This window comes from Streptomyces sp. NPDC047974, assembly GCF_040653375.1.
Classification (GTDB): domain Bacteria; phylum Actinomycetota; class Actinomycetes; order Streptomycetales; family Streptomycetaceae; genus Streptomyces.
In genome coordinates this window covers 1-25,187 of record NZ_JBEZNU010000054.1, presented here as the reverse complement: position 1 = coordinate 25,187, position 25,187 = coordinate 1, and the positions used below count along the sequence as shown (strand labels likewise).

The window sequence follows — 25,187 nt, the reverse complement described above, 5'->3', positions numbered from 1 at the left end:
GTTGAGACGTCAGACATCTCGAACCACTGCCCGAAGGCCTCGTCTGCTATCCGCCTTTGACCGTCACCCGATCGATGACCACTCTGAAGATCCTTATTGGGCGTCGGAGCCTTCGAGGGTCGCTGTTGTCGATCTTCGGAGAGCTGTTGTGGCGGTCGAGTTTCTGACGGATGAGCAGGCGGCCCGGTACGGGTCGTTTCACGAGACGCCTTCGCGGGCGGAGCTGGAGCGGTACTTCTTCCTGGACGACACGGACCGGGAGGCGGTGCAAGCCAAGCGCCGGGCCCACAACCGGCTCGGGTTCGCGGTCCAGCTCACGAGCGTGCGGTTCCTGGGCCGGTTCATGCCGGACCCGCGGCAGGTGCCGGTGGAGGTGGCCGGGTACCTGGCCGAGCAGTTGGAGATCGTGGACGTCTCGTGCCTGGAGCTGTACGGCGAGCGGGACGGGACGGCCCGTACGCACGCCGGGGAGATCCAGGAGGCCGGGGGCTGGCGGGACTTCGCCGAGATCCGCGAGGAACTGGTCGCGTGGCTGGACGCACGGGCGTGGACGACCGGGGACGGGCCGAAGGCGTTGTTTGACGCGGCGGCCAGCTGGCTGCGCGAGGGGCGGGTGCTGCTGCCGGGGGCGAGCCGATTGGCCCGGCTGGTGGCCTCGGTGCGCGAGGCGGCGAACCAGCGGCTGTGGGACACCCTGTACGGCCTGCTGAGCACCGGCCAGCGGGCGGTGCTGGACTCGCTGCTGACCGTCCCGGCTGGCGAGCGGGTCTCGGAGCTGGACCGGCTGCGGCGCGGGCCGGTACGGGTGTCCGGCCCACAGATGAAGGCGGCGCTGAAGCGCGCGGAGGAGATCGCCGGTCTCGGGATGGGTGACTTGGACGTGTCGGCGGTCCCGCCGCGGCGGCTGGCGGAGCTGTCCCGGTACGGGGTCGACGGGAAGGCGTCGCTGCTGCGCCGTCACGGTGATTCCCGCCGGCTGGCGACGCTGCTGGCCACGACCGTCTACCTGACGACCCGGGCCGTCGACGACGCGCTCGACCTCCTGGAGGTGCTGATCGCGACGAAGCTGCTGGCCAAGGCCGAGCGCGAGACGATCAAGGAGAAGATGAAGACGCTTCCGCGGGTCGAGCGGGCGTCGGCGAAGCTGGCGACCGCGTTCCAGGTCGTGTTCGACACCACGAGCGAGCTGGTCGACACCGACACCGGCGAGGTGACCGGGCCGGCGGTGGAGTCGTTCGAGGCGATGTGGGAGCGGATCGAGGCGGTCGTGCCCCGGCACGAGCTGGCCGCCGCGATCGCGGCGCTGTTCGAGCTGACGCCGCCGCTGGACTCCGACGCGGACGAGGCGTGGCGGTCCATGCTGGTGGGCCGGTTCGGCACGGTCCGTCCATTCCTGAACCTCCTGGTCGAGGTCGTCGACTTCGGCGCCACCCCCGAGGGCGAGGCCGTGCTGGCCGCGCTCAAGCTGCTGCCGGACCTGATGGGCCGCAAGAAGGTCGGCCCGGCCGAGATCGACACCGGCCTGCTGACCGGGTCGTGGCGGCGCCTGGTACTGGCGGCGCCGCACCTGGAGCCGGGCACAGTGGACTGGAAGGCGTACACGTTCTGCGTCCTGGAGCAGCTGCACCGGATGCTGCGGAGCAAGCAGGTGTTCGCGAAGAACTCCTCGAAGTGGGGCGACCCGCGGGCGAAGCTGCTGGCTGGCGAGGCGTGGGAGCAGGCGAGGCCGACCGTGCTGGCCTCGCTCGGACTGCCCGGCCAGGCCGGCGAGCACCTGGCGGCTCGGGCCGCGCTGCTGGACGGGACGTACCGGGAGGTCGCCGGGCGGCTGCCGGACAACGCGCAGATCGTCTTCGACGACGATGGGCGGCTGCACTTCGCCGCGCTGGAGCCGGAGCCCGAACCGGCCTCCCTGCTCGACCTGCGGGCCGCGGTGAACGCGATGCTGCCCCGCGTGGACCTGCCCGAGGTGCTGCTGGAGGTGTTCTCGTGGACCGGCGCCGACCAGGCGTTCACCTCGGTGACCGGCGCCGGGCCCCGCCTGAAGGACCTGCACGTCACGATCGCCGCGCTGCTGGTCGCCCACAGCTGCAACGTCGGCTACACCCCCGTGATCGGCGGGGCGGACGCGCTGAAGTACGGGCGGCTGTCCCACGTCGACCAGACGTATCTGCGGCTCGCGACGTACCGGGCCGCGAACGCCACCTTGATCGAGCACCAGGCGTCCATCGGCCTCGCGGCCGCGTGGGGCGGCGGCCTGGTGGCCTCGGTCGACGGGATGCGGTTCGTCGTCCCTGTGCCGTCGGTGTACGCGCGGCCGAACCCCAAGTTCTTCGGCCGCCGGGGCGGGGCAACTTGGCTGAACATGATCAACGACCAGGCGGCGGGCCTGGGAGGGAAGGTCGTGGCCGGCACCCCGCGCGACTCCCTGTACGTGCTGGACGTGCTCTACGACCGCGACGGCGGCAAGCGCCCGGAGATGATCGTCACCGACACCGCCTCATACAGCGACATCGTCTTCGGGCTGCTCACGCTCGCCGGGTTCGCGTACGCGCCGCAGCTGGCGGACCTGCCGGACCAGAAGATGTGGCGCATCGACCGCGCGGCCGACTACGGCGCCTTCCAGGACGCGGCACGCGGCCGGGTCGACCTCGCACGGATCGAGCGGCACTGGGAGGACATCCTGCGGATCATCGGCTCCATCCACACCGGAGCTGTCCGCGCCTACGACGTCATCCGCATGCTGTCGCGTGAAGGCCGCCCCACCCCGCTCGGGGACGCGATCGCGCACTACGGGCGGATCGCCAAGACGCTGCACATCCTGCGCCTGGCCGACGAGCCCGGCTACCGGCGGCAGATCAAGGTGCAGGCCAACCTCCAGGAGGGCCGGCACGCGCTCGCACGGAAGATCTTCCACGGCCGCGCCGGGCAGCTCTACCAGCGCTACCAGGATGGCATGGAGGACCAGATCGGCGCGCTCGGCCTGGTCCTGAATGCGCTCGTGCTGTTCAACACCAGGTACATGGACGCCGCCGTCGCCCAGCTGCGCGGGGAGGGCTTCGAGGTCCGCGACGAGGACGTCGCACGCCTTTCCCCGTTCGTGCGTCACCACGTCAACATGCTCGGCCGGTACTCCTTCCAGCTCCCGGACCTGCCCGGCGGCCTGCGGCCGCTGCGGGACAAGCACGCATCCGAGGGCGAGTGACGCTGGCCCTGCAATCCAGCGCAGCCGCAACGAGCTGCTCCGACCACACAGGTTATGACAGCCGTTATATCGCGGTGTAGGCTCGACCTATAACAGTCGTCATAAGGAGAGTCATGACCGTCATCACCGTGAACTGCCCGAAGGGCCGCCTGGGCCCGGAGCAGCGCCGCAGGCTGGCCGAGACGCTGACGGACGCCGTGCTCGTGCCCGAGGTCGGCCAGTTCGCCCCGGCCGCGCGAGTCGGTTTCCAGGTGCACTTCACCGAGCGCGAGCCCGACATGATGGCCATCGGCGGCCGGCTTCTGGCCGACGCGGGCCCGGGCGCCGACGCGATGGTGATCGACGTGACGGTCATGGACGGCGACTGGCGCCGGGAAGTCCGTGCCGAGGTCATCGAACGCGTCCTGGCCGCGATGGCCGACGCCTGCGGCATGCCGGAGCCGTCGCCGGCCTGGTGGGTGACCTTCCGGGTGATCGACGAGGGCAGCTGGGGTTCCCGCGGAGGCGTCCTGTCCGTCCTCTCCCTCCTCGAAAGCGGCGTGTTCACCGAGAAGAAGGCCGAAGCCGTCCGCGCCGCACTCGGCGCGTAGGGGCTGCGCGCGGTCGACGGCCCCGTTCTTCGCGCGGGGCGGCCGACCGCGCTGCGGCGGGCGCCCTCAATGAAGCCCTCAGCTCTTGATCGTGGCGTCGATGAAGGTCTGGAGCTGCACCGCGACGCGGTCCAGGGGTTCGGTGCTTCGCTTGGCGCGACAGAGCGCCACGGTGCCCTCGACGGCGGCGACGATGAGCGTGGCGACCTGTGCCGCCTGCTCGGCGTCGGCTCCGTGTGCGCGCAGGGAGTCGGCGAGCAGGCCCTCCCATTGGTCGAAGACCTCGGCCGCGGCCGCCAGGGCGGGCGGCACCTCGTCGGCCGGGGGTTCCTCGATGGCCACGGCCAGGACGGGGCAGCCGGCGTGGAAGTCGGTGTCGACGACGATTCCCCGCCACAGGGCCAGGAAGGCGCGCAGGCCGGCGGTGGGGCCGGCCTCGAGTTCTTTGCGCAGGCTGCGGGCGACCCATTCCCCCGTGTAGCGGACCGCTTCCGTGGCCAGCTGCTGCTTGCCCTCGGGGAAGTAGTGGTACGTCGAGCCGAGCGGTGCCTGGGCGTGCTTGGCCATCTCTCGGATGCTCGTGGCGCTCAGTCCGCGCCGGCTGATCATGTCGGCGGCGCCGGCCACGATCCGCTCGCGGGACGGCGTACCACTGGTGCTCTTGGTCACCTGCACATCTCCTCTGGCTATAACGATCGTCATAGTCTAGCGTGACCTCTCGTTATGACGACTGTCATAACGAGAGGTTGTCGAAGACCGAGGAGCTGCCATGCCGATGATCCGGTTGACCGTCCCGACCGGTGCCCTGACCGATCAGGGCCGCGTGACGATCCAGCAAGAGCTCGCCGCTGTACTGCTGCGGTGGGAGGGCGCCCCCGACACCGCCTTCTTCCGCGCCCAGGCGTGGAGCTACCTCACCGAGCTGCCCGAGAGTGCGCAGAAGACGGCCGAGGACGACGAGCCCCGCTTCCTCGTCGAGGTGACGGTTCCCCAGGGGGCTCTTTCGGAGCGGCGCAAGGCGGGCCTGGTCGAGGAGGCCACCGCCACCGTGCTCTCCGCCGCCGGCCTGTCCCCGGACCAGGCGCTGCGGGTGTGGGTGCTGGTGCACGAGCAGCCCGAGGGCACCTGGGGCGCGGGCGGTTCCGTCGTCCGCTACGCCGACCTGGTCGCCCTGGCGAAGGGGCAGCGGGCCGATGCGTGAACTGACCTACATCGCCCGCCGTACGGTCGAATGGCGCGAGGCACCCGACCCCGAGATCCGGTCCGGCCAGGAGGCGATCGTCGCCCCCGTCGCCGCCACCTCCTGCGACGTGGACTCCTCCATCCTGGCCGGGCACGGCTTCATCGACCCGCCGTTCGCCCTCGGCCACGAATGCGTCGCCCGCGTCACCGACATCGGCGACCAGGTCACCACCGTGGCCCCCGGCGACCTGGTCGTGGTGCCCTGGTCCATCAGCTGCGGCACCTGCGCCCCCTGCCGCGCAGGACTCACCGCCCACTGCGCCTCGGTTCCGCACATGGCGATGTACGGCGCGCCGATCGGCGGCAGCTGGGGCGGCCTCTTCTCCGACCTGGTCCGCGTCCCCTACGCCGACGCCATGCTCGTCCCGCTGCCCGCCGGCCTCGACCCGGTCGCCATGGCCTCGGCCAGCGACAACTGGTCCCTGTCCTGGCGGCTCATCGCCCCCCACCTCAAGGCCCGTCCCGGCGCCCGGGTCCTGGTCGTCGCCCGGGGCAGCATCGGTCTGTACGTGTGCGACATCGCCCGCGCGCTCGGCGCCTCCGACGTCCTCTACGTCGACCCCGACGCCGAACACCGCAAGCTCGCCGAGGGCTTCGGCGCCCGCAGCGCCGAGACCCTCGAACCGATCCCGCACGGATTCGACATCGCCGTCGAGGCCACCGGCCGCGTCGACCAGCTCGCGCTCGCCGTCAGATCTCTCGCCCCCGAAGGCATCTGCGAGTCCGCCGGCAACCACTTCCGGCCCGGCGAACTCCCCCTGCTCGACATGTACCTCACCGGCGTCACCCTGCGCATCGCCCGCGACAACGTCCGCTCCCACATCCCCGACGCCCTCGACCTCGCCGCCTCCGGCACCGTCGACCCCGCCCGCGTCGTCTCCCACGTCCTCGACTGGGAACAGCTCCCCGACGCACTGCCGGACAAGCACCTCAAGCCCGTCTTCGTACGAGACATCCCCCCGCCACCGGCCCCGGCCCCGAGCTGATCCCTCCGCCCGGCCGCTGCATGCGGCCACGCACCGAGAAGCCCCGATGACATCGCCCCTGCCCCACCGCTCCGCCACCAGCACCGCCCCCGAGCGACAAGACGAGGAGGAACTCCACCGGCGACGGACGGCGATCACCGCGCTCGGCCACGAGCTGCGCGCCCTGGTCGACGCGGCCGTCCGCACCACAGCCGCACCAAGCACCCTGAACCGCGTGTCAGACGGCGTACACCGGCTCACCGCGCAACTGACCGGACATCCCCGCACCCGAGCGGAAGTCCCTGAGGTCGACGAGTTCCCGGGCGGAGTGCGGATGTACAGCCCCGTCACCGGGACCGGCAGCCCGCTCGCCCCGCCCCTGCACGTGACACGACTCGACCGCGGCGCCACGGGCACCTGCACCCTGGGCATCGCCCACGAAGGGCCGCCCGGCTACGGACACGGCGGCATCAGCGCCATGCTGCTGGACGAGCTGATGGGCTGGGCCTGCGCCACCGCCGGAATACCGGGTATGACCGTCTCCCTTCAGATGCGCTACCACCGCCCCGTTCCGCTGGAATCCCCGCTGCGCGTGCTCGCCCATGTCACGGGCACCGAGGGCCGCAAGGTGTACGTGACGGGTTCGATCGCCACCGAAGAAGACCTCTCCACGGTCCTGGTGGCGGCAGAGGGAGTCTTCGTCTCACCGGACCCCGAGCAAGCCCGGGCCCTGTTTCCCAGCCTGCGAAGCGCTCCTAGATAGGCTGGCTCCGCCCCGGCAGGAGCCGTTCAGCGGCGGCTGCCTCCCGGGGCGAGCAGAGCCGTGAGTTCGGCGATCGCCTCGGGGGACGGCTTGAAGTACCGGCGGACGTTCTCCGGCTTCTTGTGCCGGGACTTCGCCATCAGCATCAGCAGCGACGCTCCCTGCTCACCGAGGTGGGTCAGGGAGGAGTGGCGGTACTCGTGCAGGTCCCAGCCCGTACCCGGCCCGCGTACGGCCGTGTGTTCGTCGAGCAAGGCGCGGGCCTGCCCGTACGACAGCCGGGCGAACCCGGTGTCCGGGCAGACGTCGCGCGGGCTGATGACCTTGCCGGGGCCGGGCTTGCGGTGAGTGACGAACACCGGCCCGCGAGTGCGGCCCTTCAACAGCCGCGGCAGGAGCCGGGCGGTGCCTGCGTCCCAGTACACGGTCTCCAGCACGAAGTCTTCGCGGACCTGGCCCCGGCGCCGGGCCTTGGTCCGGGCGCCCTTCGCCTTGACCGGGCAGCGGCGCCCGGCGAAGTCCAGGTCCTCGATGTTCACGCCGAGGATCTCCTCCGCCCGCCCGGAGGTCTCGTAGAGCATCCGCCACAGCGTCTTCTCCCGCAGGTGGACCTCACGCCGGGCAATCAGCCGGTCGATCGCCATCTTCGAGCGGGCCGGGGTCTCGGAGTCCGGCACCGCCAGTCGCTTCGCCCAGGTCGGCACCGTCGGGCCCTCGTAGCCGCGCTCGCGGCACCAGCCGAGCCAGGACAGCACTCCGGCCCGGCGGGAGTTCCACGTGTTGACTGCCGCAGTGCCCCAAAGCAGTTCGAGGGCTTCGCCGATCTCGTCGTCCGCAACCGACGCCAGCGGCCGGCCCTGGCCGATCCGCTCGGCGGTCTTGCCGACCCCGACCCCGTAGTTCCGGACCGTGTTCGGGTTGCCGAGCGAGTCGAGGAACACGTCGGCCGCCGCCCGAACGGTCAACGCCTTCCCAGTCGGCAGCTGCACGACGACGGACACCGCTTCCCCTTTGCCGCAGATAACAGGGCCGCTTCACGTAGCGGCCGGAGAACGTCACCGCAGATGACGGATCAAGCTACCGCAGATATTGGGGTGTTATCTGTAGGACGACTTCAGACCGGCTTCGCCCCCGACGACCCGCCGGCCGCCCATCAGGGGCGACGATGGCTTAGCGCCGGTTTTCGTTCCGATGTTCCTCAACCCCCTCCTCTGGCCCCGGCGGTGCATGGCCAGCATGGAGCCCAGCTGCTGGGGGCCGGACTGGGGTCGATCGCTGGGCAGGTGATGTTCAGCGGAGGCAGCGACTGAAGGCAGCGGCCCACGGTGCCTTCAGTCGCTGGAGTAAATCAGCAGGTCAGATGGGGTGCGATGGAATGGGCAGCGACTGAAGCGACTGAGTTTCGATATATGGGCTGAACTTATCGCGCGTGTGCGCGTCATATATACGGGCCTTCAGTCGCTTCAGTCGCTGTTCGGATCCCTTTCAGGCCTGTGACCTGGAGTTTTAGGGAGCGACTGGGGGCAGCCACTGAAGCAGTCCAGTCGCTGCCCCCAGTCGCTCGGTCGCTGGAACTGTCCATGTGCGACGCGCGTGGCCGTAAGTTGTCGGATCGAACGGACGTTTTCGCTAGTCTGTCTCCGATGTTGAGTCGCTTCAGTCGCTGATGGAGGAACGAGATGCCTGCTGACCTGCGGGTTTCCTCCAGCGACTCAGCAGTCGCTACCCAGGCCCCTCAGTCGCTGGCCCTGGCTCGCTGGTGTGCGAGCCACGGCTGGCCCGTGCACCCCCTCGCCCCGGGCAGAAAGACTCCCGCCGCGAGCTGCTCAAGCTGCCGCGAGCCAGGACACGACCACCGCACCTGCCTGTGCCGCGCGGAAGGCCGCTGGTGCCATGGGTTCCACGCCGCCACGCTGGACATGCACCGCATTCAGCAATGGTGGGGGCCCCGCCCGCAGATGGGCGTCGCAGTCTCCTGCGGCCCGGCCGGCCTCGTCGTCATCGACCTCGACATGCACCCCGCCCCACCACCGGACCGCAAACGGCTCCTGCCCGGGATCACCATCGCCGACGACATCGACGTGTCCCAAATGACCACCGGCTTCCACACCATGGCCGTCCTCGCGGCGCTCCGCGGGCAGCCGAATCCTGCCGACGACACCTCCACGCTGCGCGTCCGCACCCCGTCCGGAGGCTTGCACGTCTGGTACCGCGCCACTGACGCCCGCCGCTGGCAGAGCTCCGCCGGATCGGGGAAGAAACGCGCACTCGCCTGGCAGGTCGACGTGCGCGCGGAAGGCGGCTACATCATCGCGCCCGGCACCCGCACCGACGCCGGCGTCTACACCCCCCTCGACACGGCACGCGTCCCTGCCCCGCTTCCGGACTGGCTCGCCCAAGAACTCCAGCGCACCCACCACCTCCCCGCCGCCCACGTTCCCGCACCCCGCCCGGTGCCGGGCCGCGCCCGCCAGGCCGTCGCCGCCGCACGGCACGGCGGCGACCCCGTCGTCGCCATCCTCGGCGCGGTCCTGGCCGAAGTCGCCGACTGCGCGCACACTCCCGAAGGCGCCGGATTCTCCGAGAAGCTCAACCGCGCCGCGTACACGGTCGGAGGCCTCGTCGCCGCAGGCCACCTCGACGAGCACCAGGCCCACACCGCCCTCCTGGAAGCATCCCGCCACGCCCGCCCCGGCCAGGAACACCGGGCCGAGGCCATCATCCGCAGCGGTATGACCGCCGGCGCCCGACGCCCCCTCAACCCCGGGAGCCGCCCGTGACCACCCCCACCGGCGGCGAGCCGAACATGCTCTTCGACTTCGACCCTCACGTCCTGGCCGCCCAGATCATCGCCAAGTCCAATCCCGTCCTGCCGCCCCAGCAGGCAGGGGACACACCCCTGCCCGCCCCGCACACCACCGCCCCAGCCACCGCGCACGGCCTGCTCCCCGACTCCCTGACCGACCGCGGCAACGCCAAGCTCTTCGTCCGGCTCTACCAAGCCGACTACCGCCACGTCCCGGGCCTTGGCTGGTACCGCTGGGACACCACCCGCTGGCAGGTGGACGAAGATGACTCCGTCCTGTGGGCCGCTGGCGACATCGGCGAACACCTTGCCCTCACCGACCCCACCGGCGAACATCCCGAGACAACCCTGCGCAAGCACCGCCGCCGCTCCCTGAGCACCGCCGGCATCAACGCCCTGCTCGCCCAGGCCAAATCCGCCCCTGGCATGGTCCTCAAGGCTGAACACCTCGACGCCGATCCCTACGCCCTGTGCACCCCGAGCGGCATCGTCGACCTGCGCACCGGCCTCCTGCGCGTCCCCGACCCCAACAAGGACTTCCACTCCCGCTCCACCACCGTCGGCCCGGCCGTGACACCGATCCCGCGGTTCCGGCGCTTCCTCGACGACACTTTCGGCGATGACGACCAGGGCGCCGAGATGATCGGCTTCCTCCAGCTCCTCCTCGGCTACTCGATCACCGGCGACGTCGGAGCCCAGGTCATGCCCTTCCTCTTCGGCGCCGGCAAGAACGGCAAATCCGTCCTCCTCGACGTGCTGATGAAGCTCCTCGGCGACTACGCCGACGCCGCTCCGCCCGGCTTCCTCATGGCCCGCCCCTTCGAAGGCCACCCCACCGACCTTGCCGAACTCCACGGCCGACGCGTCGTGGTCTGCTCCGAGGTCAAGCCCGGCGACAAGTTCGACGAAGCCCGCGTCAAGCTCCTTACCGGCGGCGACCGCATCAAGGCACGCCGCATGCGCCAGGACTTCTTCTCCTTCGCCCCCACCCACCACCTCTGGCTGCTCGGCAACCACCGCCCCGAAGTCGGCACCGGCGGCTTCGCCTTCTGGCGCCGCATGCGCCTGATCCCCTTCGAACGCACCGTCTCCGACGACCGCAAGATCGACAACCTCGCCGACATCCTCGTCGCCGAAGAAGGCCCCGGGATCCTCAACTGGCTCATCGACGGCGCCCGCCGCTACCTCGGCGGCCAGAAAGACCTCACCGGGCCCGACAAGGTCCGCATCGCCACCACCGCCTACGCAGACACCGAAGACCACACCGGCCGCTTCTTCGACGAAGCCTGCCTCCAGGGCCCCGACTACCGCACCGAACAACGCACCCTGTACGACGCCTACCGCGACTGGTGCACCAGCGAGGGCTGCCTCGCCATGACCAGCCGCACCTTCGCCGCCAGGGCCCGCGAACTCCTCGGCCTGTCCTCCCCGAAAGAGATGATCTTGTCGAATTCGAGGAAGTACTACCCTGGCATCGGACTGCTCGCCCACGAGGAGACGTCATGAGTTCCCTGATCAGCGAGAACGATCTCAAGCACGAGACCGACATCGTCTGGCTCGAGGACGTCTCCCGCCTCGACTACGTCCGCCAGAGCCTGGACCGGCTGCCCACCCGCTCCGGCAAGCCCGCCTACCACCGCGACGGCCGCATGGTCGGCTACGCCATCCTCAGCACCAACGCCAAGGCCTCCCGCGCCTCCGGAACCTTCCGCCGCCGCGTCTTCTGGGTGCTCCCACACGACCGGGACACGGCCCCCGACGGGCTCTACGCCGGCTCAGCCCCCGCCGAGGCCATCGACCCACGAACCCTCGCTCCCACCGTCAAGGGGCGCAAGACCGAGCGCTCCGAAGGTGGCCCTCCGTCCTCAGCCATGCAGGAGCTCGGTATAACGCTTCCGCTCTGACCTCGTATCTGCTCCCCGCCCTCGAAACCGCCTGGCGACGACCCGCGGGTGTACTCCAGCCACACGCGGTGCAGGGCGACGAGCACAGAGCCCGCCGCCTTCACGCCGGCGGAGTGGAGCGCGCCGCGTAGGACTGCCTCGTCGCTCGGATCCGGCGACGTGACCGGGCGCAGCGGCCCGTACGGGGACTCCAGCTCGCCGAAGGGAAGTGGCTCTTCGGGACGGTCCGGCCGGAGCCCCGCCCCGGACCATCATGTAGGCGAGCGCTTCGTCCCAGCCGAAGGCGATGTGCCAGCCGCGTTTGAGCCGGTCCACGAAGCGGTACGCCGGCGGGACCTCGACTTCGTCGGGGCCGTCCGCCTCCGGCTCGGCTTCTTCGGCGCTATTACGAAAGCCCCCTGCCGGGTGCGGGGGGCGGTACTGGACAGACGGAGTGGGAGCCGGTTCTGCTACACCTCAGGCTGCATCGATCGCAGCCGGTCGGCGATGTCGTACACCGACAGCCGCAGCCCGCGGATGTCGCGGAACAGGGTCTCCCACGGCTCGAAGGCGTCATCGACGCTCTTCCCGGACGCCCGGATGTACGCCACGGCCACGCCGTACGCGAAGAACGCGTTCCGGGCCGGCAAGGGGCGCAGCAGCATGAGCGCATCGAGCAGCGCCGCAGCGCGCCAGTAGGCGTCCGGCTCGCCGGCGTCGAGGCCGGGCGTGTTGACCTTGTGCCGGGCGACGGCGGCCACCAGGCCGGACCAGTCGCGGACACCGAGCTCCTTGCCGAGCAGGTCCTCCTGGCGGTCGAGGAGCCACCGGAGATCGACGTGCAGTTCCAAGGTCAGGCCGCCCGGCGGGCAGCGTCCCGGGAAGCCGGGGCGTCCTCGGGGAACGCGTCGTCGAACGCCTCGGCGATGCCCGGCCGCCGGGTGACCTCGCGGAACTCGGCGGTCGCCCGGGTCAGCCGAAGATGGTTCTCCTCCTGGACGGCCAGGTCCGCCAGGAAGGCACGCAGGCTCATGCCCCGCGCCTCGGCGACGGCGGCCAACCGGTCCCTGGTCTCGGCGCTGACCTTCACTGTGGTGTCTGCCATGCCCCCGAGTATGCACCGGTAAGTACCTTTGCGAATACCGATTCGCTTGAATCAGCCAGCGACGCCCGGGTACACAGGCGTCGGTCGCGGGGGTGGACATCCAGCAGCCAGCCGCCTCGTAGTTCATCCTGAGGCGGCGTGCAGCTTCACCTCAACGCAGCGGGTCTTCGCCGGTATCGCCGCAGAGCCCCGGCCCGGCGGCGATACTGCGGTGAGGCGATCCAAGCGACGGGGGAGGAGCAGTGGGACTGGCCACTCACACCTGTACCGGCTCCTGCGCCATGCCCGGGGACGGGGGCGTGAAGGACGAGCGAGACGGCGCCGTGACCCCGCAGCCCGCGGCACAGGGCGCGTCGCCCACGCGCGGGCAAGGGGACGCCCCGGGAAGCGGCGCCGCCCGAGCCCGGGTCCGCGCCGGCGGTGAGAGCGGAGACGGGAGCCGCCCGGGGAAGACGACCCATCATGGGGTGAGGTGCCGCTCCACCTGCGCCAAGCGCTGCGGGTCCCCGCGCACCAGCTGGTGACGCCCCTCATCCTCGCCGCCCGCAACAACCTGCCCGCCGACCAGCGCCCCGCCGTCCCGGACATGGACGCCGTCCCTCTGGAGATGGTCCAGGCCCTCGGTGTCTCCCACGCCGTCGCCGGACAGCGCCGCCAGGCCGCCGACCTCATCGCCACCGGGTACACCGGCTGACCCCCACCGCACACCGCCGAAAGGGCGGCACCCCATCCAGGGGTGCCGCCCTTTCCACATTCCAAGACCACCCACCCGAGGGGCGGCAGCTCCCACCGATGGCTACGCCCCGGCAGCTTCCATCGCCCAGCGGTCGAACTTTTTACGGCTGGCCAGGATGTCTGGGTGGTCGGGACCGAGGACGCGGCTGTGGTCGGTGACGAGGGCGGCTTACGGGTCGCGTGCGGTGGCTGGGTCACCCGCTTTCCCCATGCAGTCCGCGTGGCTGCTAGTGGCCGGGTATCCGGCCCCGCGCGTTGGGTGAGGTGCGCCAGAGCATTGCCGTCCACGTCTGCGATCCCGGCTGGGGCCGGGACGACCGACTCTGGCGGGCGCTGGACCGACTGAAACGTCGACTCCTCGCACAGACGTTCAACATTCGCATTCAGTATGCGTATTGCGCATGAAATGGGCTAGGGTTGCATCATGCTGAGTACCGAGGAAAGTCTCAGGCTTACGGTCGCGGCGCTCATGACGCGAACCGGTGAGCGTCAGGCCGTACTGGCCGTTGCGCTCGGTCTGTCCCAGGCCCAGGTGTCCCGCAAGCAGTCCGGCGGTGCCCACTGGTCGTTGGAGGATGTCGACGGCCTTGCCGCGCATTACGGGATTTCCGTGCTCGACCTGCTGGCCGGGCCCACGCACGCGGTCGGCGTTCTGCACGGTGCCACGGCCTCTCTCCAGCCGGGCGTCCTCGCGGTTCCTCCCGTCCGTCTCGCGCCAGTCGCCCCGACCTTGCTTCCGGCCGAGGCGGCGGCGGCTGTCCTGCGGCTGCCGGTGGGGTCGTGCGTGCTGTGCGGGCAGCCGGCCGTGGACGAAGTCGACGGTTTCCCTCAGCACCTGAGCGCCGAGGAGTGCGTCGAAGCCGCCACCGCCGTGGCCGCGCCCGCACCCCGCCCGGCCGCCGTCGTATCCCCGGCCGCTCCGGCCGCTGGGCCCGCGGACGTTTCCCCCGCCCCGGCCGCTCCGGCTGTGCCCGTGGCCGCCGTTCCCTCTTCCGTTCCGGCTCCGGCTCCGGCTGCGCGGCGGAAGGGAACGGCCGGCTACGCGTCGGGGTCGGTGATGGAGCAGATCACCGACCGCGTCCACGACATCCTCGCCGAGCAGGGCGGCGACCTCGGAGCCGCCGAGGCCGCGCTCATCAAGATGGCGATTCCGGACGTGATGGCACTCATGAAATCGTCCAGGGTCGGCGGACGGTACGAGCATTCCGAGTTCCCGCCCACCGCCGATATCCTGCACAAGAAATCCCAGAAGGGCGCAGACGAGATCTGGGAGGGCCGCCCGAAGTGGCGGAATCCGGAAATCTTCAAGGCGGCCAAGAGCGGTGATCAGTTCGAGGTGACCGCGCTCGACATGAACGCCGCTTACCTGTCCGCGCTCAAGTGCTGGCTGCCGATCGGGCAGCTGCGCGAGGACACCAGCGGCGTGCACGACCCGAAGAAGGCCGGCGTCCACCTGATCACCCCCGCCGACTGGGACCACACCGACCTGCCCAACCCCCTCGGCGCACGGCTGGAGCCCGGGCAGCTGTGGGTCACGGAGTCCACCCTCCGCCAGCTCCTCGACTGCGCTCGCCAGGGCCTCGCCGAGGCGCCCGTCATCCACCGCTCCCTGGTCTCCGGCGCCACGGAGGCCCTGCTGGAGAAGATGCGCCGCGCGCTGGCCGAGGTGCGCCGGAGCGCGATCGCCGAGGGCGACGAACTGACCGTGGCCTACGTGAAGGCGATGTATTCGAAGTTCGTGTCGACCATCGGGGAGTCGAGCGCGAACCGCGAGATTCGCCGCCCGGACTGGATGCACATCATCCGTTCGAAGGCGTTCGCCAACCTGTGGATGAAAGCCCATAAGGCCCGCGCCGCCGGTCTCCAGGTCGTGCAGGTTTCCGGTACCGACGAACTCCACCTCACGGGAGAGTGGCGCGAGGTTTTCTCGGAAGGTCGGGACCTCGCGCAGGTCAAGGTGAAGGACACTTACATTCTGGGAGGTAAGAAGTAATGGCCGGTTCACCTGACCTGTGGTCTCGTTGGGGAGAGTTCCAGCGGTTCGAAGCGCGTGGAATGAAGGGCGGGGAAGCCCTTATCCAGGAGCTCAACCGGATCGTCTACACCTCGGGTATCTCCTCGCCGGTCACCTCGCAGCGTGGCCTTTCGGCCCGGCTGCGGTATCTCGACAGCAAGGCCGGCCGTGAGGCGTTGCGCGAGCAGGGCGTGTCCCCGCGGACCATCCGGACGTGGATGCGGAGCAAGGGGAAGGTCTCGCCCACGGCGGCGAACCGGGACAAGATCGATTCCGCGTACTGGGGCAGGCGGCGCGAGAACCTGATCCGCTCCGGCTGGCTCGCCCGCCACCTCGACAACGAGGGCCGCGGCCAGCGCATGGAGATCTACCCCGTCGACCAGGCACACGTCCCCGAGGCCCGCCGGCGCCCGACCCTCTCCCAGCGCACCCTCACCGTCCGGTACATCTGGGGCGACCTGGTGGACGCCTGGGCGAAGAAGGACGCCGACACGATCGACGAGATCTGGGACGACGTGATCACAGACCTCGACTCCGACTACGGCGCCTACGCCTACGTCTCCTCTGTCGGCATCAGCGGCTGACCTCCTCACCGCAGCCCCGGCCCAGGCCGCTGGGACCGGTCCCACCCCCGGCCCGCGGCCGCCTGATCCCCGCCACCGACGTGGCGGGGATCAGCCGTATCCGGGCCCTCTCGATTGACCACAAGGGCGGAGTCGTGAAGGGAGCCCCCCTCTCACCCGCCCCGCGGCCCCGCAGGCGGCGAGGGACGGCTCCGCCAGGCGGCCGGGCCCTCCTTGCGCGGTTAACCCCGCCGTCCGGCACTCTCTCCCTGCCCGCCCCCGCCCTGCCCCGGCGGGTCGGCGACCCGCCCCGCCGGCCGCACCCCGCTGTACGGGCCGCACCGCCGCGCGGCTGACGCACGAGACCCCGGTGTGACCCACGAGACAGGCTCACGCGATTTCCCAACGCGGCGTTGCGATCAGTAGGCAGTAGGGGCTGGCACCGCCTCTTGCGGGGCTAATCCCTCGGGGCGTGACTGTCGCCCCGACGCCGGACCGCACTTTCGCCGAGACGCAAACCACCCGTGTCTGCTCACCTACCGCCCGCACCGCACCGGTGCCGCTCAGACCCCGCCCGAGAGGAACTCGCCATGTCCACCCGACAGACCGCCCGGATCACCGCTGTCGTCATCGTCGTCCTCATCGCCGTCATCGCCGCCCTCGTCTCGGCGATCGTCATGGACCACCTCGGTGCCAGCACCCTCGCGTTCGTCGGCACCGCCGGCGGCGCGTTCGTCGCCGTCGCCGGCCTCTGCATGCTGATCGTGGCCTACCTCATGCCCCCGTCCCCGGCGGCACCCCTGCCACCTCCCCAGAGTCAGGACCGGGACCGGGGCGAGGGCGGCGAGAGGGTTACCGGTTACGGGCCCGGAGCTGCCCGAACTTTCACTGGGGACGGCCCGGTCCGTGGGTGGCCCGAACAGTGACCCAAGTACTGACCCTTGCAGGTCAGGGCAGTGCACAGGGGTGCGTGGTCAGCGCGGTGGTGAGTGGCCGGGGCGTGGTGAGTGGACGCCGGAGGGGCAGGTCACGAGGAGGCCGCGGTGGTCTCCTCCTCCGCCTGGTCCTCCCCGGGGGGCGTGCTGCCGTGCCTCCAGAACGCCGCGACGGCGCCTCCGCCGTCCTCCCCGGGAGGGTGATTCTTGCCCTCGTGTACGCGTACGCGACTTGTGCGGTGTGACCCCAACTCGCCCTGAAGATCCGGCTATTGACAGCAAACGGGATCTTTCGGGATGTTTCCGGCGCGGCCTGGTGGTCAGGCCGCGATCGAGAACGGAGCCAGCGATGCGTGAGACGTACGACGAGCAGCAGGCGGCAAGCCGGCTGCGGGTGTCAGTGGCGGCGTGGCGGTGGGCCGCCGCCTCCAGGGCGGTCCCGGCCGCCGACGCCGGACCCGGCCTGTGGTCGCGGGCCGTGGTGGAGAGCACGGACGCGGAGGCAATCCGGGCGGCACTGCCCGGGCCGGCGGGCGCCTGGTGGGCGGCAGAGCGGCTGACCGAAGCCCTCGGCACCCCGCTGCCCCGCTGCCGGCCGCGCGTGACCCCGGCCGCGATCGGCCACCTCGCCCGCGCCGGCCTCCTCGCCCACCTCGGCGGCGAGTCGGCCTACCCCGACGTCCACCCCGACCAGGTCGCCGCCCTCGCCCGCCGCCGCGACCTCCCCGCCATCCTCGACCGGCACGTCCCCCTCGGCCCCGACCAGGCAGCCGTCCGCCTCGGCGTCCGCCGCATCGACCTCGACCACGCCGTCCGCCTCGGCTGGCTCACCCCCACCACCACGGTGACCATCGACTACAAGCACCACGGCGGCGTGACCACCGTCCCGCTGTACTCCGCCGAGGACGTCGCCCTGCTGCCCGTCACCCGCCCCTCCGTCGACTGGCACGCCCTCCGCGCCACCCCCGCCGGCCACCGCTCCCCCCTCGCCGCCCTCAACCCCATCACCCCCGCCGAGGACGTCATGTTCCTCGCGGAAGCCGCCCGGATCGCCGGCGTCGGCCGCGCGGCCGTCGTGAACTGGCGCCGCCGCCACGCCGACTTCCCCACCCCCACCGGCGGCGACGACGTCCACCCCACCTTCACCCGCTCCACCGTGGTCGCCTGGCTCCTCGCACACGACAAGATCGCCATCCCCTCCACCCTCCCGACCGCCGCCCTCCACCTGCGCCCCACCGGGGAAGCACCACGTCGGTTCCAGCTCGCCGACCCCCGGGTCGAGCTGAGCGACGACCCGGAAGGAGAAGACCGGCTCACCGGCTGGATGGCCGACGACGGCACCGCCGACACCCTCGCCGTGCTCGCCGCCGACGACGCCTCCGTCAGCCGCCTGACCGCCCCCGGCACGGACCCGATCGCCGTACCGGGCGCGGTGCGCGTCATCGACCGCTTTCGCCCCGGATCGGGCGGACTGCGCGTCACCCTCGCCTGGCCCAGCAGCCTGCGCGGCCACGCAGCACAGACACCCGCCGGCGGAGTCGTCCGCCACGCCCTCCCCGACACCGCCCCCACCGCAGCCTGCCCGTGCACACAGAAGACCTGCGGCGGCATCATCCCCACCCCCTCCTGCCCCGAGCACGGCACCACAGCTGAGCCCGCCCTGGAATGGCACCCCGGCGGCGGCCTCCGGTGCGGATACCTCTCCCGCCGCGCACTCCTGGCGTGACCGCAGCCGGCCCCCAAGCGGGGGGCCGCACAGGGGCCCTATCCCGCCCACAGGCGAGGAAAAACGCAGCAGGGGCCTGCGCGGCTACGCAGGCCCCTGCCGGGCTCAGTCCCCGTCCTGCCCGCCCTCCGGGTGGTTCCGCTTGCGGCGGCGGCGCAGGGCCCAAGCCACAGCAGCAACCACCGCCGCCGTGATCAGGCTGGAGGGAAGCTCCGTCAGCAGCCCCTGCGTGAGCAGATCGAGCGCCGTAGACACGTTGAACATGCCGTTCTCCTGGGTGAGTTCCGTTCGGACTCCTCCAGATTCCGGCCGCGAATCGGGCCCGGGACGCTGTCCGACGAGCGGCTACAACTCCGGACGCAGGACTACGCGTTCGGACGCTGTACGGTGTCCGTCGGACACTTCTGGACACCATCGGACAGCCCCGGAGAGCGCGTGGCCAAGCAGACACCCCCCACCCTCCCGCCAGGCCCTCGCCGGACCCTCAGCGATGAGCTGCACGCCCTGCACCGCCGCGCCGGCTGGCCGTCCCTGCGAGACCTGGTCGACGCGCTCGGGAACGGCGTAGCGAGCCGGAGCCGCATCGGCGACGTCTTCGCCCACCCCCGACTCCCCGCCTGGGGCCTGCTCGAACTCCTCGTCACCGAACTCGCGAGCAGAGCCCGACGACCCGACCCCACCGCCGAAGTCGACCGCTTCCACGCCCTGTGGGAAGCAGCCGCAGAAGCCTCCGACAAGCCCGGCGGTCCCGTCGACGCCGCCGAAGACCTGGGTAGCGTGTACCTGCGCTCCCCGATCGAGTTCATGACGGACTTTCGGGAAGCCGCCGCCGCAACGGTCCTGGTACCTCCCCCGCCACGGCAGGCGGCAACGCCTCTGCCGGAGAGCCAACGTCCATATACGATGAGGGATTTCCTCCAGGGGCGTTTGGACGATCTCAAAGAAAGGATCAGAAAAACGAGACTGCTCCTAGTCGAACGTCGGGGGCAGGTAGATAATCTGATCGAATTGGACGAAGTTACCAGTAGGCAAGAACTCCTGGAATCGCTGGGAGCGGTGACAGAATCCGTGGGCCAACAATTCGCCGTACACCTTCGCGCTAACAACTACGCGGGAATGAAGCGCACTCTGGAAACAGTATTGGACATTCAAAGCCGCGTTGACGAGCTGTGGCAGCATTTCCCTGGGGAGCCGAGTTGATCTATTCCCGGTGAGTGCACCGTGGTGCCGTCGCCCGGAATGCGTGTGGGGCCCTGCCGTATCCGGCAGGGCCCCACACCTGTTCACGCCGTTACCGCCCGGCGTCCGTCCCCTCGGCGTACGGCTCATCGAGCTGCGCCACGATCGCGTCCAGGCTGATCAGGCGAGAGGGGTACGCCTCCAGCAGCAGCCCCACTGCGTGCGAGATGGGCACTTCATCCTGGGCCCCGTGTCCGCCGGCGCCGCGCTGACTCGGGGGTGTGGTGTGCGGGGTGAAGGCGTCCCCCGCGCGGGTCCCGGCCGGTTATCTGATCATGAAACGGATTCTTGAAACGAGCGCGGCGGCCGCGCTTGCCCGGTCCTGCTGTCCGTCGGCGCCGAGGCGGTGTGTAGGTCGTCAACGTGCCTGTCACGGCCGGCGTGCTGCCGTCGCCCATCCAGGTGGTCGCCGCCGGGAACAGCCCGAGTAGCGGCAACTCCCGGGCTACCGTGGTCTTGTTGGGGGAGAGCCGACTGGTCGTTTGCCCTTCCCCTGAGTGCCCCCGCCTTTTGGCGGGGGCACTGCGCGTTTCCGGGGCCGGCTACGCCGCCGGCGTGTAGTGGACGACGGTGGTCTCGCAGGCTTCGGCGTACACCTTCAGGGCGTCGGCCTCGGTCTGGTCCGCGGTGAGGCCCCAGCGGAGTTTGGTCGCGGTCCATTCGCCGATGTACCGGCATTGGGCGTCGGGGTGCGGCGGCATCCAGGTCGACGGGTCTTGGTCGGCCTTCTGGCGGTTGGTGCGGGCGGTGACGGCGACGAGCGAGGCGGCGGCGTCCTGGTCGTTCGCGTATGCCTCGCGGCGCTTGGCGTCCCAGGCGCTCGCGCCGGAGTCCCAGGCCTCGGCGAGGGGGACCATGTGGTCGATGTCGAGCTTGGCGGGGTCGGTGACCTCCTGGCCGTCGTAGTACGACAGCCACTCACCGCCGGACAGCTTGCAGCCGGCCGCCACGGCCGGCGACTCGACCGCCTCCGCCTGCAGCACCTCCGCCCTGGTGTTGCAGCCGTCGGCCGCGTCCAGGCCGGCGTTCCAGTGCTTGAACTTGTCCCGCGTGTATCCGGTACGGGACTCGTCGGCGACCGGGACCAGGTCGACGGCGTCGGCGAGGTTCAGCACCTGCGCCGCGGCCGGCGCCGCGGGGGCGGCGGTGGCCGCAGACGGAAGGGCGAGAGGGGACAGAGCGAGGCAGAGCGCGGTCGCACCGCGCACCAGGTTCTTGATCATGAACGCAGGTGTACCGGTGATCCACTCCCTGACATGCCGGAACCGTGCACCCCATCAGCCTTGCGGGCGACGCAGGTCACCGGTGGCTTTGTTCACGTTCAGCAGCAGCGTTTGTCTGCCGGTTCGGGCGTCAGTTGGTGATCACTGGGCCTTGGAATGTTCACGAGAGATAGCGTCAGCGCATGGACCAGCGCGGCCTGACCGCTGGCTCGGGTGTCAGGGGGGCATGTTGGCGCCCCGGAAAGACGTTCGCTGCCTGCCGTCTAACCTCTCCTCTTGAGGGGTGGGACTATGGAAAAGTCGATCTTGGTTGAGTCCATCAGGTACTCCGCTGTGTGCCAGGGATGCGGTGCCGAGGCGGAGTGGTGCGGTGTTCAGGCGCTGGTAGGCGAGGCACTGCGGTGGGATGTTGAGTCGACGTGTCCGGCCTGCGGGTTTGCCCTGGCTGTGTGTGGCGGTGACCTGCCGGAGGAACTACGTGGCCGACTGCTCTCCGAGCACGGGCGGGCAAGGTTGCGGGTAGCCCCGCCGACGAGGAACGCCGCCATCATGCGGGTGCTGCGAGCGGAACTCGGCATCGGCCTGGACGGCGTCCGGGCCGTGCTGGAGCAGGTCTTGACCGGGCAGTACTCAGGGACCCTGCCCGAGATGGAGCTCCTGGCGCGGAAGCTGCGGGCATCAGGCATCGAAGCGGCCGCTTCACGGACGGTGGACTGAGTGAGCCTGCCGGGCGGAACGACTGGGTTCGGCGAGGACGGCCCGCCGCCCGGAGGGCGGCGGGCCATCGAGGAAGGTAGTGGCAGGGATCAGCCGGCCTTGGCTGCCTCCTCGGCGCGTGCTCGGGTGCTGGCGAGGCGGTAGGAGTCGGTGCCGGTCTCGATGATGGTGCCGTTGAAGGTGAGGCGGTCGACGATGGCCGCGCAGAGGCGGGGGTCGGTGAACGTCTTGGTCCAGCCGCCGAACGACTCGTTGGAGGCGATGGCCACGCTGTTCTTCTCTTCGCGTTCGGTCAGCACCTGGAAGAGGAGTTCGGCGCCGCGGCGGTCCAGTTCCATGTAGCCGAGCTCGTCGATGCAGAGCAGGTCGACGCGGCCGTAGCGGGCGATCGTCTTGGAGAGCTGCTTCTCATCGGCGGCCTCGACCAGCTCATTCACCAGCTTCGTCGCCAGCACGTACTTGACCCGGTAGCCGGCCATCGCCGCCTCGGTCCCCAGCGCGATCAGCATGTGCGACTTGCCCGTCCCGGAGTCGCCGATCAGGCAGAGCGGCTGGCTCTTCTTGATCCATTCGCAGCTGGCGAGCGTGTGGATGGTGGCCGCGTCGATATTCGGGTTCGCGTCGAAGTCGAAGGTCCGCAGGGACTTGTCCCGGGGGAATCCGGCAGCTTTGATCCGGCGCTCGGAACGACGCCTGGACCGGTCGTCACACTCGGCCATCAGCAGCTCGGCGAGGAAGCCGCGGTAGGTCATCTGGTCCTTCAGCGCCCGGTCGGCGATGTCGGAGAACTCGTTCCTGATCGACGGCAGCCGCAACAGGCGGCAGGCGGTGTCGATGGCCGTGTTGGCGGCCTGCTCGGTCAGTCCTCGCTGGCGGGGCAGGGTCACTGTGCTTCTCCCTCGCGGTGTTCACCGCCGCTGGCGCGACGGCGGCGGAGCAGTTGGTCGTAGTGGGTCACCGAGGGCAGCGGCCTGGTGTCCGGGGGAAGATGCGCGAGCCGCCATTCGTGCAGAAACGTCACGGTCGCCCCCGCGGCACCGGCCGGCGCAGGATTCCCGGCGGGTTCGTCTTCGGCCTGGGCGATCTTGCGGGCTTCGAGGGCGACCGCGTCCGCGGTCAGTGCCCCGGCCCGCAGAGCCATCGCGAGGCCGGCCACCAGGTGCTCATGCGAGACGTGCCGGGCCAGCAGCAGAACCTCGATCAAGGCCCGTGTGCCGGCGGTGTCGCCGTGGGCCTTGACCGCCGCAGCCCACCAGGCGTCGTGGACCGGGGTGAACTTGCCCGCAGAGCGGGCCTGTTCGAGTGCAGTGGCGCCGGGGAACGCGCCAGGCTTGCGGATCAGGGCCTCAAGGTAGTGGTCCAGATCCAGGCGGCATCCGCCTTTCGCGATCAAACGCTCATGCCGGGCAACTTCCACGTTCCGATCGAAAACCACCAGGTGAGAGGCGTGCAGCACGACCCGGACCCGCTTGCCGATCAGCCGGACCGGCACCGAGTAGCGGTTCGTGCGGACCGCGATCTGGCTGTAACGGTCAACCCTCGGAGTGAACAGCCGACCTGTCTCGAACGGCTCCTCCGGCAGCGGCATCAGCAGTGGCCGCTCGACCTCGAAGTACTCGTCGATCGTCCTCGCCCGCGAGCCGATCCGGCGCCGTCCGTCGTGAAGATCCCACTGGTCAACGAGGTCGTTCAGCTCGGCCAGCGAGTCGACCTCGGGCACCGGGGTGAAGTGGTTGCGGCGGAAGTAGCCGATCTGCCCCTCCACTCCGCCCTTCTCGTGGGCGCCCTCGATACCGGGTCGGCAGTAGAAGCTTTCGATCCCGAAGTGCGACCTGAACGCGATCCACCGGTCGGCCTCCACCCTGGCCCGGCTCAGCCCCAGCACCCGGGCGACGGCGGCCTTCAGATTGTCGTAACGGACCTTGCTCCGGGGGACTCCGCCCAGCGTCCGCAGTGCGTGGACGTGCCCTTCGAAGAAGGCTTCCTGGCCGCAAGAGGCGAAGACGCGATGAACGGCCTTGCCCGAGTAGGACAGGCGGAACGAGAACAAATAGCAGGTCACAAGCTCGCCGGCGAGCCGGATCGTGACGTCGCCGAAGTCGACCTCGGCCTCCATGCCGGGCTGGTGGGTCTGCGGCACGAATGCCTCGACCGGTGCTTTCCCCGACTCGATGAGGATCTGCGGCTTCCGGTCGGAGACGTAGCGCCGGACCATCTGGTAGGAGACGTCCGCGGCGTGTTCCTCGACCAGGCGGTGGAAGATCCGCGTGATCGTGTGCCGCTGCTTGCGCGGCGCGTCCAGATCCGTCCGCAGCATCTCATCGACGAGGGGCTTGTACGGATCCAGTGCGGTCGGCCGCGGCGGCAGCTGCTTCCTCGGCTCGGGCCAGACCGAGTCCACGGCCTTGCGGACCGTCCGCCATGACACGTTGTACTTGCGCTCGATCTCCCGGATCTTCATACCGCCGCGATGGTCGCGACGGATCGCCGCGTACAGCTCGATCTTCGACATCTGCGGCATGACCAGGCCCTTTCACCAGGAGCATCCCGATGCTCCCGTGGCAAGAACCCTGGCGACTTCAAAACTCGTGAACATCACCCGACCGTGGATCTGGGCGCCTCCCAAACCCGTGAACAACGGGCTTCACAACCCGTGAATAAAGCCACCCTGGGTTGGCATCGTTCAACTCCTCCCAGCCGATGCTCAGCCGACAACTACTCCTTGACTCCCACCACCAGAACACGAGGAGTCGAACATCGTGCTGCCAGCACCCGCCCCCGACCGCGTGGCACTGCAAACCTTCTATCGCCGCGTGGCGCGGCACGGGTCAGCGGTCTGTTCTGTCGTTCTCTGGGCAGCACCACTGAAGTCGTTCGGGCATCTTCCTCTGGTCCACCCGCTGAGAGAAACAGCCAGCTCACGGCCGGAGGCATTCTCCCTGCGGATCGAAGCAAACGAGGCCTTGCTCGCGGGCCAGCTCAGCGGCGTACTCGGACACTTCATCGGCCTTGCCGTAAGACATGACCAAGTACACGATCGGGCCCGACGCCTCATCGATGACTGGGGTCGACGCCCATACGACACTGTGGTCGACGTCATCCGGGTACCGCGCGACGAGGGCTTCCACATACGTCACGATGCGCGGCGCCGGAGGCACGACGACATCGTCCGACTCTAGGTAGCGCTCGTAGAGCTCGTCGTACATCGAGCCCGCTTGGCGGTTGTCGACTGGACGGTCGCCGTCCCACACAGCAAGGTCATAGCTCACAGGCACATCGTCGCAGGCTGCAGTTCGGCCAGCGGTCGCAGGTCCTGCGATGAATCTCCACGAGTGGTCCGTAGAAGCTCCTAGCCATGACGCTACATGGGGACCCGGACCAGAGCAATGCTCAAGACCTGTGGATCAGCTCCGGGTGGGACGCGGAGGGCGTACCTTCCCGAATGATCCTGTGATGGTCACCGAGTAGACCCGCGT

The 25,187-nt window shown here is 70.0% G+C and carries 25 protein-coding genes; 15 read left to right on the top strand and 10 right to left on the bottom strand.

Annotated elements, in window-relative coordinates:
• Positions 1 to 148 precede the first annotated feature (148 nt).
• Together AB0E19_RS36650 and AB0E19_RS36645 are read left to right on the top strand one after the other, a co-directional pair.
• Positions 149 to 3,205, top strand: coding sequence for a Tn3 family transposase (locus tag AB0E19_RS36650; protein WP_362188906.1), 3,057 nt, complete (start codon positions 149 to 151; stop codon positions 3,203 to 3,205).
• Between the two features lie 113 nt (positions 3,206 to 3,318).
• Positions 3,319 to 3,795, top strand: coding sequence for a tautomerase family protein (locus tag AB0E19_RS36645; RefSeq protein WP_362188903.1), 477 nt, complete (start codon positions 3,319 to 3,321; stop codon positions 3,793 to 3,795).
• Positions 3,796 to 3,873: 78 nt separating this feature from the next.
• Here AB0E19_RS36645 and AB0E19_RS36640 read toward each other — a convergent pair whose 3' ends face one another.
• Positions 3,874 to 4,464 (bottom strand): TetR/AcrR family transcriptional regulator, encoded by a 591-nt coding sequence (locus AB0E19_RS36640; RefSeq protein WP_362188900.1) that lies wholly within the window; start codon positions 4,462 to 4,464, stop codon positions 3,874 to 3,876.
• A 100-nt stretch (positions 4,465 to 4,564) separates the two neighbouring features.
• Between AB0E19_RS36640 and AB0E19_RS36635 the strand changes: the two genes are divergently transcribed.
• From AB0E19_RS36635 to AB0E19_RS36625, 3 genes are read left to right on the top strand one after another with little or no spacing between them, the layout of a single operon-like run.
• Positions 4,565 to 4,996 carry a tautomerase family protein gene (locus AB0E19_RS36635; protein WP_362188897.1) on the top strand — a complete coding sequence of 144 codons (432 nt, stop codon included), beginning with the start codon at positions 4,565 to 4,567 and terminating at the stop codon, positions 4,994 to 4,996.
• Positions 4,989 to 6,023 (top strand): alcohol dehydrogenase catalytic domain-containing protein, encoded by a 1,035-nt coding sequence (locus AB0E19_RS36630; RefSeq protein WP_362188894.1) that lies wholly within the window; start codon positions 4,989 to 4,991, stop codon positions 6,021 to 6,023. The genes AB0E19_RS36635 and AB0E19_RS36630 overlap by 8 nt, the downstream gene beginning before the upstream one ends.
• Before the next feature lie 46 nt (positions 6,024 to 6,069).
• Entirely contained in the window at positions 6,070 to 6,765 is a 696-nt protein-coding gene (locus AB0E19_RS36625; protein WP_362188891.1) for a PaaI family thioesterase, read from the top strand.
• 26 nt (positions 6,766 to 6,791) lie between these two features.
• On the opposite strand, the gene AB0E19_RS36620 is transcribed toward AB0E19_RS36625, so the two are convergent.
• Positions 6,792 to 7,766 (bottom strand): site-specific integrase, encoded by a 975-nt coding sequence (locus AB0E19_RS36620; RefSeq protein WP_362188888.1) that lies wholly within the window; start codon positions 7,764 to 7,766, stop codon positions 6,792 to 6,794.
• 678 nt (positions 7,767 to 8,444) lie between these two features.
• On the opposite strand from AB0E19_RS36620, the gene AB0E19_RS36615 reads away from it, so the two are divergent.
• The 3 genes from AB0E19_RS36615 to AB0E19_RS36605 are packed head-to-tail and all read left to right on the top strand — an operon-like array spanning position 8,445 to position 11,475.
• Positions 8,445 to 9,545: a bifunctional DNA primase/polymerase gene (locus AB0E19_RS36615; RefSeq protein WP_362188885.1), complete on the top strand. Its 1,101-nt coding sequence runs from the start codon at positions 8,445 to 8,447 to the stop codon at positions 9,543 to 9,545.
• Positions 9,546 to 9,571: 26 nt separating this feature from the next.
• On the top strand, positions 9,572 to 11,077 hold the full coding sequence (locus tag AB0E19_RS36610) for a phage/plasmid primase, P4 family (protein WP_362188909.1): 1,506 nt from the start codon (positions 9,572 to 9,574) through the stop codon (positions 11,075 to 11,077).
• Positions 11,074 to 11,475 carry a DUF6009 family protein gene (locus AB0E19_RS36605; RefSeq protein ID WP_362188882.1) on the top strand — a complete coding sequence of 134 codons (402 nt, stop codon included), beginning with the start codon at positions 11,074 to 11,076 and terminating at the stop codon, positions 11,473 to 11,475. The genes AB0E19_RS36610 and AB0E19_RS36605 overlap by 4 nt, the downstream gene beginning before the upstream one ends.
• Before the next feature lie 449 nt (positions 11,476 to 11,924).
• Here AB0E19_RS36605 and AB0E19_RS36600 read toward each other — a convergent pair whose 3' ends face one another.
• Both AB0E19_RS36600 and AB0E19_RS36595 read right to left on the bottom strand, forming a co-directional pair.
• Positions 11,925 to 12,305, bottom strand: a complete 381-nt coding sequence (locus AB0E19_RS36600; RefSeq protein WP_362188879.1) for a toxin Doc — start codon at positions 12,303 to 12,305, stop codon at positions 11,925 to 11,927.
• A 2-nt stretch (positions 12,306 to 12,307) separates the two neighbouring features.
• On the bottom strand, positions 12,308 to 12,559 hold the full coding sequence (locus AB0E19_RS36595; protein WP_362188876.1) for an antitoxin MazE7: 252 nt from the start codon (positions 12,557 to 12,559) through the stop codon (positions 12,308 to 12,310).
• A gap of 472 nt (positions 12,560 to 13,031) precedes the next feature.
• Between AB0E19_RS36595 and AB0E19_RS36590 the strand changes: the two genes are divergently transcribed.
• The 5 genes from AB0E19_RS36590 (at position 13,032) to AB0E19_RS36570 (ending at position 18,532) form a co-directional block, all read left to right on the top strand.
• Positions 13,032 to 13,253 carry a hypothetical protein gene (locus AB0E19_RS36590; protein ID WP_362188873.1) on the top strand — a complete coding sequence of 74 codons (222 nt, stop codon included), beginning with the start codon at positions 13,032 to 13,034 and terminating at the stop codon, positions 13,251 to 13,253.
• 465 nt (positions 13,254 to 13,718) lie between these two features.
• Positions 13,719 to 15,287: a helix-turn-helix domain-containing protein gene (locus AB0E19_RS36585; protein WP_362188870.1), complete on the top strand. Its 1,569-nt coding sequence runs from the start codon at positions 13,719 to 13,721 to the stop codon at positions 15,285 to 15,287.
• 62 nt (positions 15,288 to 15,349) lie between these two features.
• A complete protein-coding gene (locus tag AB0E19_RS36580) occupies positions 15,350 to 15,892 on the top strand; it encodes a hypothetical protein (RefSeq protein WP_362188867.1) in 543 nt (180 codons plus the stop codon).
• A 569-nt stretch (positions 15,893 to 16,461) separates the two neighbouring features.
• Positions 16,462 to 16,797, top strand: coding sequence for a hypothetical protein (locus tag AB0E19_RS36575; protein ID WP_362188864.1), 336 nt, complete (start codon positions 16,462 to 16,464; stop codon positions 16,795 to 16,797).
• A gap of 358 nt (positions 16,798 to 17,155) precedes the next feature.
• The gene (locus AB0E19_RS36570) at positions 17,156 to 18,532 is read left to right on the top strand and encodes a hypothetical protein (RefSeq protein WP_362188861.1); all 1,377 of its coding nucleotides are present in this window, start codon (positions 17,156 to 17,158) and stop codon (positions 18,530 to 18,532) included.
• 105 nt (positions 18,533 to 18,637) lie between these two features.
• On the opposite strand, the gene AB0E19_RS36565 is transcribed toward AB0E19_RS36570, so the two are convergent.
• Entirely contained in the window at positions 18,638 to 18,796 is a 159-nt protein-coding gene (locus tag AB0E19_RS36565) for an MYXO-CTERM sorting domain-containing protein (RefSeq protein WP_362188858.1), read from the bottom strand.
• A 171-nt stretch (positions 18,797 to 18,967) separates the two neighbouring features.
• Here AB0E19_RS36565 and AB0E19_RS36560 point away from each other — a divergent pair, with 171 nt between their 5' ends.
• A complete protein-coding gene (locus AB0E19_RS36560) occupies positions 18,968 to 19,732 on the top strand; it encodes a hypothetical protein (protein WP_362188855.1) in 765 nt (254 codons plus the stop codon).
• Positions 19,733 to 19,823: 91 nt separating this feature from the next.
• Here AB0E19_RS36560 and AB0E19_RS36555 read toward each other — a convergent pair whose 3' ends face one another.
• Positions 19,824 to 19,946, bottom strand: a complete 123-nt coding sequence (locus AB0E19_RS36555) for a hypothetical protein (RefSeq protein ID WP_362188852.1) — start codon at positions 19,944 to 19,946, stop codon at positions 19,824 to 19,826.
• Positions 19,947 to 20,313: 367 nt separating this feature from the next.
• On the bottom strand, positions 20,314 to 20,994 hold the full coding sequence (locus AB0E19_RS36550) for an HNH endonuclease family protein (RefSeq protein ID WP_362188849.1): 681 nt from the start codon (positions 20,992 to 20,994) through the stop codon (positions 20,314 to 20,316).
• Between the two features lie 291 nt (positions 20,995 to 21,285).
• On the opposite strand from AB0E19_RS36550, the gene AB0E19_RS36545 reads away from it, so the two are divergent.
• The gene (locus tag AB0E19_RS36545) at positions 21,286 to 21,711 is read left to right on the top strand and encodes a hypothetical protein (RefSeq protein WP_362188846.1); all 426 of its coding nucleotides are present in this window, start codon (positions 21,286 to 21,288) and stop codon (positions 21,709 to 21,711) included.
• Positions 21,712 to 21,800: 89 nt separating this feature from the next.
• Here the strand turns inward: AB0E19_RS36545 and istB are convergent, their stop codons facing one another.
• The 3 genes from istB to AB0E19_RS36530 form a co-directional block, all read right to left on the bottom strand.
• Positions 21,801 to 22,598 (bottom strand): IS21-like element helper ATPase IstB, encoded by a 798-nt coding sequence (gene istB / locus AB0E19_RS36540; RefSeq protein WP_362188843.1) that lies wholly within the window; start codon positions 22,596 to 22,598, stop codon positions 21,801 to 21,803.
• The gene (istA, locus tag AB0E19_RS36535; RefSeq protein ID WP_362188840.1) at positions 22,595 to 24,223 is read right to left on the bottom strand and encodes an IS21 family transposase; all 1,629 of its coding nucleotides are present in this window, start codon (positions 24,221 to 24,223) and stop codon (positions 22,595 to 22,597) included. Before istA ends, istB begins: the two co-directional genes overlap by 4 nt.
• A gap of 406 nt (positions 24,224 to 24,629) precedes the next feature.
• Positions 24,630 to 24,980, bottom strand: coding sequence for a hypothetical protein (locus AB0E19_RS36530; protein WP_362188837.1), 351 nt, complete (start codon positions 24,978 to 24,980; stop codon positions 24,630 to 24,632).
• Positions 24,981 to 25,187: the final 207 nt, after the last annotated feature.